The organism is Vibrio sp. 811 (assembly GCF_033339195.1).
This window is the reverse complement of sequence record NZ_JAWOUB010000019.1, coordinates 29,453-41,552: the sequence shown is the minus strand read 5'-3', so window position 1 is coordinate 41,552 and position 12,100 is coordinate 29,453. Positions and strand designations below refer to the sequence as shown.

At 42.6% G+C, this 12,100-nt stretch carries 7 protein-coding genes; all 7 read left to right on the top strand.

Annotation, left to right across the window (positions count from 1 at the left end; all coding sequences use genetic code 11):
- Positions 1 to 31 precede the first annotated feature (31 nt).
- Positions 32 to 250, top strand: a complete 219-nt coding sequence (locus R7Q46_RS20685) for a DUF2835 domain-containing protein (RefSeq protein WP_080659264.1) — start codon at positions 32 to 34, stop codon at positions 248 to 250.
- Between the two features lie 201 nt (positions 251 to 451).
- Positions 452 to 5,293 carry an NAD-glutamate dehydrogenase gene (locus R7Q46_RS20680; RefSeq protein ID WP_062730584.1) on the top strand — a complete coding sequence of 1,614 codons (4,842 nt, stop codon included), beginning with the start codon at positions 452 to 454 and terminating at the stop codon, positions 5,291 to 5,293.
- 311 nt (positions 5,294 to 5,604) lie between these two features.
- Positions 5,605 to 6,615, top strand: a complete 1,011-nt coding sequence (pyrD, locus tag R7Q46_RS20675) for a quinone-dependent dihydroorotate dehydrogenase (protein ID WP_005377443.1) — start codon at positions 5,605 to 5,607, stop codon at positions 6,613 to 6,615.
- Positions 6,616 to 6,783: 168 nt separating this feature from the next.
- Positions 6,784 to 7,326, top strand: a complete 543-nt coding sequence (locus tag R7Q46_RS20670) for a cell division protein ZapC (RefSeq protein WP_005377444.1) — start codon at positions 6,784 to 6,786, stop codon at positions 7,324 to 7,326.
- A gap of 486 nt (positions 7,327 to 7,812) precedes the next feature.
- Positions 7,813 to 9,933, top strand: a complete 2,121-nt coding sequence (gene rlmKL, locus R7Q46_RS20665) for a bifunctional 23S rRNA (guanine(2069)-N(7))-methyltransferase RlmK/23S rRNA (guanine(2445)-N(2))-methyltransferase RlmL (RefSeq protein WP_053350765.1) — start codon at positions 7,813 to 7,815, stop codon at positions 9,931 to 9,933.
- Between the two features lie 21 nt (positions 9,934 to 9,954).
- Positions 9,955 to 10,197, top strand: coding sequence for a glutaredoxin family protein (locus tag R7Q46_RS20660; RefSeq protein ID WP_017821808.1), 243 nt, complete (start codon positions 9,955 to 9,957; stop codon positions 10,195 to 10,197).
- Positions 10,175 to 12,094: an ABC transporter ATP-binding protein gene (locus R7Q46_RS20655; RefSeq protein ID WP_262596220.1), complete on the top strand. Its 1,920-nt coding sequence runs from the start codon at positions 10,175 to 10,177 to the stop codon at positions 12,092 to 12,094. Before R7Q46_RS20660 ends, R7Q46_RS20655 begins: the two co-directional genes overlap by 23 nt.
- Positions 12,095 to 12,100: the final 6 nt, after the last annotated feature.

Below are 12,100 nucleotides of genomic sequence, written 5' to 3'. Positions count from 1 at the left end.
TTATTTGTTTATGTCACTTAGTTTTCACTTCATGAACTATTACTACTTCAATCTCAACATTTCATATCAAACGTTTTTATCTCATTATTCTGGTGCGGCAAGTGTTGTTCAAGTTGTCACACACAACGGTTTGCGTTTGCAGTTACCCGCCGCGAGATTTAGACCATTTCTTAGTCAATTGGGCGTTAGAGGCCAGTTTAGACTAACAACTAACCAAAATAATAAGTTTCTTAAGTTAGAAACTCTGTGATGTATTGTATTTGCAGAGAGTTAAATAGGAATCTTAGTCACAGAATCGGACATTTCACCTCTTACCACTACGATTAGTTGTTAAACATTTGTAATTATGCTTTTACAATGGGCACATGCATTACCTATGCTTAGTTTCTAAGGTAACAACCTAGCTACTAAGTCCCCCTACAAAACAACAATTCTAATGTGGAGTGTGAATATGACCGCGCGTGAAAATGTAGTGCCGGTTCTGCTTGAAAAGGTTTACCAACTGATTCAAGACAAACTCGAGCTTTCTCACCAAACGCTTGTAACTAAACTTGCTCAACACTTATTCAGTAACATTGCTGATGATGATCTAATTCAGCGAAACGAATCCGACCTTTATGGTGCTGTCGTTAGCCTTTGGCACCATATCAATGAAAAAAAACCAGAAGAGATTTCGGTTCGAGTATTTAACCCGACCGTAAGTCGTCAAGGCTGGCAATCCACACACACAATCGTAGAAATTGTTGTTCCAGATAGTCCATTCTTAGTGGACTCAGTCAAAATGGCTTTAGCACGTTTGGATCTTGTTTGTCACCTAATGTTGAATAACCCAACACAGATTCAGCGTGATAAAAAAGGCCAAGTTACAGACGTAAACGGTGAGGGTGGTGTTCTTCAATCACTTTTCCACATAGAGGTAGACCGCCTTACTAGTAAAGACGAGATGCAAGCGCTTAAAGAAGAGCTGTTAAGAATTCTATCTGATACTCGCTTAGTCGTTGATGACTGGAAGCAGATGGTTGATAAGCTTAAGTTTGTTACTGATGAACTTGAGAAAAATAAAGATCGTGTTTCTATCCAAACGGATCGTATGGATGAAACGATCGCATTTCTTCGTTGGCTAGAAGATCATAACTTTACCTTTATGGGTTATAAAGATTATGACTTAAAAGAGGTCAATGGTGATACCGAACTTGTTCCTGCTAAAGAAAAAGGACTAGGTCTGTTTGCTGATGACAAGCGCGTGCGTAGCGTCAAGCTCTCTGAATTATCAGATTCAGCGCGATTAGAAGCGAAAAAACCATACGCTCTGATCATCACCAAAGGTAACAAAGCATCTCGTATCCACCGTCCGGCTTATACTGATTACATCGGTATTAAGAAGTTTGATGAAAACGGTAAAGTAATAGGTGAGCATCGCTTTACTGGTTTATATACCTCCGCCGTTTACAACCAAGCGGTACAAAGTATTCCTTTGATCCGCGAAAAAGTTGACCGTATCCTTGAAGCAAGTGGATACCGTCACGGATCATACTCATACAAAGCATTGCACAATATCTTAGAAAACTACCCACGCGACGAGTTGCTTCAAGCTAATGAAGAAGAGCTGCTTGAGGTGGGAATGGGTGTTGTACAAATGCAAGATCGTGACTTGCTGCGTTTGTTTGTTCGTAAAGACCCATTTGGTCGTTTCTTCAGTTGCATGGTTTATGTCACTAAAGATCGTTACAACACAGAATTGCGTCGTCAAACTCAACGCATTCTTAAGCAGTACTTTGGTTGCGAGCAAGAGGTTGAATTTACAACGTACTTCTCAGAAAGCCCACTAGCGAGAACACATTACATTGTTCGTGTAGACAATAACAACATTGACGTAGACGTGAAAAAGATCGAGCAAAATCTAATGGAAGTTTCTACCTCTTGGGATGACAGACTAAAAGAATCCATCATTGCTAACTTTGGTGAAAGTAAAGGCCTTCCTCTTTCAAAAGAATATATGAGTGCGTTCCCTCGCTCATACAAAGAGGACATGATGCCAGGTTCTGCGGTTGCAGATATCGAGCGCTTAGAAGCGTTAAGTGATGATAATAAACTTGGCATGTTGTTCTACCGACCTCAAGAAGAGGGTGCAGATTCCAAAGCTGTCCGCTTAAAGTTATACCATCGCGATGAACCAATTCACCTTTCTGACGTAATGCCGATGTTGGAAAACCTTGGTTTGCGTGTGATTGGCGAATCGCCATATGAGATCGAGAAAAACAACGGGCAGACTTTCTGGATCCTTGACTTCTCTATGCTGCATAAGAGCGAGAAAACCGTTGACCTTCGTGAAGCTCGTGATCGTTTCCAACAAGCATTTGCTGCCATTTGGGCGGGTAATCTTGAAAGTGATGGTTTCAACCGATTGTTATTAGGTGCGTCGTTATCTGGCCGTGAGATTTCCATTCTTCGTGCTTACGCACGATACATGCGCCAAGTAGGCTTCCCATTCAGTCAGCAGTACATCGAAGACACACTAAGCCACTACCCAGACTTAGCAACAGGTCTAGTCAAGCTGTTCACCAAGCGATTCGATCCGAAACACAAAGGCAGCGAAAAAGGCCAAAACGATCTAATTAAAAAGCTAACAGAGCAGTTGGATCGTGTAGAGAGCTTGGATGATGATCGTATTATTCGTCGTTATATTGAAATGATCATGGCGACGCTTCGTACCAACTACTACCAAGTAGACGAGAATAAGCAGCCTAAGCCTTGGTTATCTTTGAAAATGAAGCCAAGCGATATTCCTGAGATTCCGCAGCCTGTACCTGCATTCGAGATCTTTGTTTACGCACCAGATATTGAAGGTGTTCACCTTCGTGGTGGAAAAGTGGCTCGTGGTGGTTTGCGTTGGTCAGATCGTCAAGAAGACTTCCGTACAGAGATTCTTGGCTTAGTGAAAGCGCAACAGGTTAAGAACACTGTAATTGTACCAGTGGGTGCAAAAGGCGGCTTCGTTTGTAAACGCCAGCCATCTCTCACCACGCGTGATGAAATTTTTGCGGAAGGTCAGCGTTGTTACAAACGCTTTATCCGTGCATTGCTTGATGTGTCAGATAACATCATTGAAGGAGAAGTAGTACCACCACAAAACGTTGTTCGTCACGATGAAGATGACCCATATCTAGTAGTGGCTGCCGATAAAGGCACAGCAACCTTCTCAGATTTGGCAAACTCTGTTTCTGCAGAATACAACTTCTGGCTAGGTGACGCATTCGCTTCAGGTGGTTCAAACGGTTACGATCACAAAGCAATGGGTATCACCGCAAAAGGTGGTTGGGAATCTGTTAAACGTCACTTCCGTGAAATGGGCATCAACTGTCAGACCACTGATTTTACTGCAATCGGTGTAGGTGATATGGCAGGTGACGTGTTCGGTAACGGTATGCTGTTATCGAAGCATATTCGATTGCAAGCTGCGTTTAACCACATGCACATCTTTATTGATCCAAATCCAGATTCAGCCAGCAGCTGGGAAGAGCGTAACCGCTTGTTTAATTTGCCAAGATCAAGCTGGGAAGATTACAACAAAGACTTGATCTCTCAAGGTGGTGGCATCTTCTCTCGTCGATCAAAATCGATCCAGTTGACGCCAGAAATTCAGAAAATGTTAGGTACGAAGAAAGCATCTTTAGCGCCTAACGATCTGATAAAGATGATCTTGAAAATGAAAGTCGATCTTCTTTGGAATGGTGGTATCGGCACTTACGTTAAATCATCGACAGAAACTCATACAGATGTTGGTGACCGTGCTAACGACATGCTGCGCATTGACGGCCGTGACTTAAGAGCCAAAGTGGTTGGCGAAGGTGGTAACTTGGGTATGACTCAGCTTGGTCGTATCGAATACGCACTAACTGGCGGTCGAGTGAACACGGACTTCGTTGATAACGTAGGTGGCGTTGACTGTTCGGATAATGAAGTCAACATCAAGATCTTCCTCAATGGACTGGTTTCAAATGGCGATCTTACGGTTAAGCAACGTAACCAAATTCTAGAGTCTATGGAAGACGAAGTGGGTGAAATTGTCTTGGATGATGCTTACCGTCAGTCGGAGTCGATCTCTGTTACTGAACAGCAAGGTGTTGGCATTGTTAAGGAGCAAATTCGATTCATCCACACTATGGAGAAAGCAGGATACTTGGATCGTGCTCTCGAATACATTCCTGATGATGAAACGCTAATCGAGCGTGAAAAACAGGGACTAGGTCTGACTCGCCCTGAGCTATCAGTGTTAGTTGCCTACGGTAAAATGGTACTTAAACAGCAACTTGTTACGGATGAAATCGCAAATGATGAATTCCATGCAAAACAACTTGTTGAATATTTCCCAAGTGCGTTACGACGTAACTATAAAGATCAAATGGTTAATCACCCACTGCGAGCTGAAATTATCGCTACAGCATTGGCTAACCAGATGGTTAATGAAATGGGCTGTAACTTCGTTACTCGTTTGCAAGAAGAAACTGGTGCAAGTGTTGTCGATATTGCCAATGCTTACAGTGCGGCTAGAGAAATCTTTGATTTAGAAGCAATCCTCAAGCAAACTCGCAAACTTGATAACGTTGCGACAGCGCAAGCTCAATACGAAATTATGTTTTACGTGCGCCGAGCACTGCGTCGAATTGCACGCTGGTTGCTTCGTAACCGTAGCGGCAAATGCACGGTCGGTGAGTTGATTGCTATCTACAAGCAAGATGTCAATGTTATCACTGAAACCCTAGACACTATGTTAGTTGAGTCTGAAGTTGAAGAACACAATGACTTGGCTCAAGGTTGGATAGAGAAAGGGGTTGAAGAGAAACTCGCTCACCAAGTTGCCCGCTTATCAAGCTTACAATCTGCACTGGATATTTCATCAGTAGCAAGTGAAACAGGTAAAACGGTTGAGCAAGCATCGAAACTCTACTTTAACTTGGGTGACCGTTTATCGTTGCATTGGTTCTTGAAGCAAATTAATAGCCAAGCCGTTGATAACAACTGGCAAGCACTTGCTAGAGCGGCATTCCGTGAAGATCTGGACTGGCAACAACGTCAACTTACCGCTCAGGTACTGACTTGTGGCTGCTCAACCGAAGAGCTTGACGTAATGGCTGCGCTAGAAGATTGGATTGAAACTAACGAGCAATCGTTGCACCGCTGGGAGAGTATCTTAAACGAGTTCAAAGTTGGCTCAGTACACGAATTTGCTAAGTTCTCTGTAGCACTTCGAGAGCTAGTACTTTTAAACCTCAACTGCTCATCGAAAGAGTAGTGGAATAATCAAGTCATAAGTAAAAGCCTCGTTATTTAACGGGGCTTTTTATTATCTATTATTCACATTTGGAACGAAAATAGTTACATTGTCACATTGAGTTGAAATTAAAACAGAGTGAAATCGATTGCTTTTAAGCGGTTAGTTACGATTTTTATCGCAGAAACTTGATTGTAATTGTTTGTTTTATATTTGAAAATCTTATAAAGATATAGGTTTTTACTTATTACGTTCATTTTCATTGAAATACGATGAAAAACGGTAAATAATATTGTCCCGTTTATACGGGGCTTTTTTCTTTCGGAGGCACAATGCTTTACCGTCTAGCCAGAACTGGCTTTTTCCAACTCGATGCCGAGAAGGCACATGATCTTGCAATCAAGAACTTCCAACGCTTTAACGGCACACCACTTGATCTCTTTTACCGCCAACAGTTACCAACTCGTCCAGTTGAGTGTATGGGTCTAACATTCCGTAACCCTGTTGGTCTTGCGGCTGGTTTAGATAAAAACGGCGAATGTATTGAAGCATTTGATGCCATGGGCTTTGGCTTTGTCGAAGTCGGCACTGTAACGCCACGACCACAACCAGGTAATGATAAACCACGCTTATTCCGTTTAGTGGAAGCAGAAGGGATCATCAACCGCATGGGCTTTAATAACCTAGGCGTTGATAATTTGATCGAGAATGTTAAACGAGCAAAATTCAATTGTGTTCTCGGAATTAATATCGGTAAAAATAAAGATACGCCAATTGAGAAAGGGGCAGAGGACTACCTGATTTGTATGGAAAAAGTGTATGAGTATGCTGGCTATATTGCAGTAAACATCTCATCGCCAAACACTCCAGGTCTTCGTTCACTTCAATATGGTGAAGCGCTTGATGAACTGCTTTCCGAATTAAAAGCGAAACAAGCGGAGTTATCAGAGAAGTACAACAAGTATGTCCCGTTAGCATTAAAGATTGCGCCAGATTTAAGTGACGATGAAATCTGCCAAATCTGCGATTCTTTATTGAAAAACAATATAGATGGTGTGATCGCGACTAACACAACTTTGGATCGCACGATCGTAGAAGGGATGAGACACGCCAATGAGGCAGGTGGCTTGAGTGGTCGCCCTGTGCAATCACGCTCTACGGAGGTCGTACGTAAGCTTCATGAAGAGCTTGGAGACAAACTTCCAATTATCGGTGTTGGTGGTGTAGATTCCTATGTTGCAGCCAAAGAAAAGATCATGGCAGGCGCTAAACTTGTTCAAGTCTACACTGGCTTTATTTACCACGGCCCAGGTCTCGTACGTGATATTGTTAAGAATCTTTAACATATACATCAAAAACTACTGAAAAATCAGTACCTGTTACATAAAAAAGAGGACTTTGTTTCCTCTTTTTTTTTATCCGTTCGTTTGTAGAATTTAAAAATCACGAGTAGGTAATTAAGCGTCTTACCTCTTTACCACTGATTTAACTAGTCAAGAGAGAACGGAATAATGCTTAAACCCAGCGACAAATGGAATTGGTATTTTGACGAGCAAAAAGCTTGCTTAATGCTGGATCTGGGGGAGGAAATGATTTTCCAAACCAATCTATCCCGAAAATTGTTGGTTAACTGTGCCTTCTCAAACAGTGAATTTACCGTTGATGACGCCAGCGCATTTCAAACGTTTAATGAGCGCATTCGCTGTCTCGATATCAGTGAATATCGCCAAGCTGAATTAACACTGTATTGTGTTGCTGCAAAGCGTTTTCATAAACCTGTACAGCCTAAGAGCTGGTTCTTCGATGCACAGTCCTCTGATTATGAACCTCAAGAAGGGGACATGGTCTTTCTCACAAATCAATATTCTGATGGTATGTTCATCGTTCTAGAACCAGGCGAAACATCGAGCTTATGTGCTTATGTTAACCAAGAAGCCTTTGTTCTTGATGGCAATAAGGCGCTTCAATTTGGGCAGCCGATTAAAGTAATGCATGATCGCATGGCTTGTGCAAACCACCTCTTTGCAATGACCCCTATGGCAATGGTGGGTTAAAGCTGTTTAATTTTTCTTTATTTCGTTCCTTTGTTTGCCTTAATCGACCTTATTGGGTCGATTTTTTTTGTCCTTTCCTCTGACACTCCAATCCGAAAGACCATGAAACTGTTTGTTTTCTATGCATGCAAACATGAAGCTGGTCACTTTTATTTTACTTATTTCAATTTGATTACTCCTTTAATTAGGCAACCTAGCGCCTAAAACAACCCTATTTATTCCCCTATAAAGGGTATTTGTAAGTAATTTACATCAACCAATCCAGACTGGTATATACCAAAATGCATGTAAATAAGTATTCACTTCTTCTAAAGGAAACAAAATACGTTCATGAATGAAAAACATTCAAACTAAAGATGTTGAAAGTTTTAGATCATTTGAGTGGTGATGATTTGAACTAACGGGTGGGAAAATACCTTTAAAAACGAGGCATTGATCGTAAAGTCAGGTATAATTGAAGCCATTTTTTATCAGCGAAAGAACACTATGAATCAATATCTCGCGGTAACTTCAAATGGCATGGAAAATTTGCTTGTTGAAGAACTGACTAAACTAGGCATTGAAAATGCGAAACCAGTACAGGCAGGCGTAAAATTTAAAGCGACAAACGAACAGGTTTATCGCTGTTGTTTGTGGAGCCGTTTAGCGTCTCGATTTGTACGTGTTTTATCTGAGTTCACGTGTAACAACGACATGGACTTGTATCTATCCACTTCCACTATTAACTGGGTTAACCAATTTCATAGCTCTAAACGCTTTGTTGTGGACTTTAACGGCACAAACCGTGAGATTAGAAATAGCCAATACGGAGCTATGAAGGTCAAAGATGGCATCGTAGATTGCTTTGAGAACAAAGGCTTGCCACGTCCTAATATCAGCAAAGAACGCCCAGATATTCGTATTCACGTTCGTTTGCATAAAGATAAAGCGTTGCTTGGGGTAGACATGGTAGGTAGTGGTCTTCATCAGCGTGGTTATCGACCAGAATCGGGTCGTGCGCCATTACGTGAAACGCTTGCTTCTGCGATTATCATGCGTTGTGGCTGGGATGGGCATCAACCATTACTCGATCCAATGTGTGGTTCTGGTACTTTGCTTATTGAAGCGGCAATGATGGCAGCCAACATGGCACCTGGCGTTAAGCGCAAACAATGGGGCTTCGAAGTTTTGGAAGACTTTGAACCGGAGACCTGGGCTGAGATTAAATCAGAGGCTAATGTTCAAGCTAGACGAGGTGTCAAGAAAGTTGACGCTAAGTTTTTTGGATTCGATAACGACCCCAAAGTATTAAAAGTCGCTCAAGAAAACGCCCGCAGAGCAGGTGTTGAAGAGTTGATTGAGTTTGCGCAAGGTGATGCTGCAACTATTACTCGTCCCGCAGGATTTGAACACGGTGTTATCGTTTCAAACCCACCTTACGGTGAGCGTCTAGGAACTGAGCCGGGGCTGATTGCGCTCTATACCGCGTTCGGTGGACAGCTAAAATCTGAGTTTGGCGGATGTAAAGCATCTATCTTCTCTAGCTCAGACGAGCTCTTGAGTTGCCTTCGTATGCGCGCTGATAAACAGTTTAAATTGAACAATGGTGCGTTACCGTGTCACCAAAAGAACTACAGCATTGCCGAGCGCAGCGCTGATGAAGTGAAAGGTGCAGATACTAACGTTCAAATCGCACCAGACTTCTCAAACCGTTTGAAGAAAAACATTGGCAAGATTGGCAAGTGGGCGCGTAAAGAGAAACTAGACTGCTATCGTATCTACGATGCAGACCTTCCAGAATACAACGTAGCGATCGACGTGTACGGCGATCAAATTGTGATTCAAGAGTACGCAGCACCTAAGAACATCCCTGAAGAAAAAGCCAAGCGTCGTCTAACGGACATTATCCGTGCGACGATTCAGGTGACCGGTGTCGAAGCGAACAAAGTTGTACTGAAAGTTCGTGAGAAGCAGAAAGGTCGAAGCCAGTACCAAAAATTAGGTCAGGTATCAGAGACGCTCGAAGTAAACGAGTACGGTGTGAAGCTGATCGTTAACCTTCATGACTACCTAGACACAGGCCTGTTCTTGGATCATAAGATCACTCGTCGTCGTCTTGGCGAAATGGCACAGGGTAAAGATTTCCTTAACTTGTTTGCTTACACTGGTAGTGCAACAGTGCACGCTGCAGTTGGTGGGGCGCGTTCCACTACAACTGTCGATATGTCAAACACCTACTTGAACTGGGCGAAAGACAATATGCAGCTTAATGGCTGTGTAGGGCGCCAACATAAATATGAACAAGCGGACTGTTTGCAATGGCTGGAAAACGCAAAAGGTGAGTACGACTTGATCTTTATTGACCCACCTACGTTCTCTAACTCTAAGCGTATGGAAACATCATTCGATGTACAACGTGACCACATTAAGCTAATGAAGAACCTCAAACGTTTACTGAGAAGTGAAGGCACAATCGTATTTTCAAATAACAAACGTCATTTCAAGATGGATGAAGAATCACTCGCTGAATTGGGTTTGAAGGCTCAGAATATTTCTTCTCAAACGTTACCATTAGATTTTGCGCGTAATAAACAGATTCATAACTGTTGGCTAGTAACGCACGCGTAGTATAAACAAAAGGATTAATACGTGCTGATATTGTATAGCACGGAGGGATGCCATCTTTGTGAGATGGCATTTGCTCTAGTAGACCAAGTCGGTTTGGCCGAGCAAACAGATATCATCGATATTGCGTTCGATGATGTACTATTTTCTCGTTACGGCGTCACAATACCCGTCTTAAAATATCAAGATTCTGAGTTGAACTGGCCGTTTGACTTAGAACAACTCACACATTGGTTGGATAATAATGGCATTACTTACCATTCATAACGCACAACTTGCATTTGGTGACCACCCATTGCTAGATAAAGCGGAGTTCGCTCTTCAAGAAAACGAACGCGTTTGTTTAGTTGGTCGTAACGGAGCAGGTAAGTCCACGTTAATGAAAGTGCTTGCCGGCGACATTTTGTTGGATGATGGCAAGATTCAAATAACTCAAGACGTAGTAGTTTCTCGGCTTGAACAAGATCCACCGCGCAATCAAGAGGGTACGGTTTACGAATACGTATCTGGCGGTTTGGCTGAAATCGGCGAACAACTGAAGCTCTATCACGATCTTCTCGATCTTGTTGCTCAAGACCCAAGTGAGAAGAACATTAACCGTTTGGCGAAAGTTCAAGAGCAACTTGATCATTCTAATGCTTGGCGCTTTGATGACCGTGTTAAGAACGTACTTGGCGCTTTAAAACTAAGCCCAGAAACCAAACTGACCGATCTATCCGGTGGCTGGCAACGTAAAGCTGCTTTAGCTCGTGCGCTGGTTTGTGATCCTGATGTATTGCTTCTTGATGAACCAACAAACCATCTCGATGTGACAACGATCGAATGGTTAGAGAACTTCTTAAAAGACTTCAAAGGCTCGATCATCTTTATTTCTCACGACCGTGCATTCATCAAGTCGATGGCGACACGCATCGTTGACTTAGATCGCGGTCAATTAGCTTCTTTCCCTGGTAATTACGAACAGTATTTGAATGACAAAGAAGAAATGCTTCGCGTCGAAGAAATGCAAAATGCTGAGTTCGATAAGAAACTAGCTCAGGAAGAAGTGTGGATTCGTCAAGGCATTAAAGCACGTCGTACTCGTAATGAAGGCCGTGTTCGAGCCCTTAAAAAGCTTCGTGAAGAGCGTCGTGACCGTCGTGAAGTTCAAGGTAAAGTTAACCTAAACATCGATGATGCTTCTCGTTCAGGTAAGATTGTATTTGAAGCAGAAAATGTATCTTTTGCTTACGAAGGCAAGACAATTGTCGACGACTTTAGCTTTAACATCATGCGTGGTGATCGTATTGCACTTATCGGACCAAATGGCTGCGGTAAGAGTACGGTACTTAAATTGCTACTAGGGCAATTGGAAGCGCAGTCTGGTCGTTTACACTGCGGAACAAAATTAGAAGTCGCGTACTTTGATCAGTACCGAGAGATTTTGGATCCAGAAAAGACAGTGATCGATAACTTAGCGGATGGGAAACAAGAAGTAATGGTTGGGGGACGTCAGCGTCATGCGCTGAGTTATCTCCAAGACTTCTTATTTGCACCTAAGCGCGCCAGAACCCCGGTTAAGGCACTTTCCGGTGGTGAGAAAAACCGATTATTGCTAGCCCGTATCTTGTTGAAACCAAACAACTTACTTATTCTTGATGAACCAACTAACGATTTGGATATCGAAACGTTGGAACTTTTAGAAGAAATGCTTGCCAATTATCAGGGTACATTATTGTTAGTGAGTCACGACCGTGAGTTCGTAGACAACACAGTAACAACCAGCTGGATTTTTGAGGGTAACGGTATAATCGAAGAGTTCGTTGGTGGTTATCATGATGCTAAACAGCAGCGTGACCAAGTTCTTGCTTCGCGCAGTCAGGTTGAAAAACCAACGAAGAAAGAGAAAGTGGTTGAGGAAACTCCCAAAACTACGCAGCCTAAGAACAATTCGAAGAAGTTATCGTATAAGCTGCAAAGAGAATTAGAGGCTCTACCAGCTAAACTTGAACAATTAGAGTCGGATATCGAGAGCCTTCAGGAGCAAGTGAACGATCCAGAGTTCTTTGCTAAACCTGTAGAGCAAACTCAGCCGGTATTGGAACAGCTTGCTGCACTAGAGCAGGAGTTGGAAATCGCATTCGAGAGATGGGAAGAACTCGAAGCAATGCAACAGGATAGTTAAGAATTC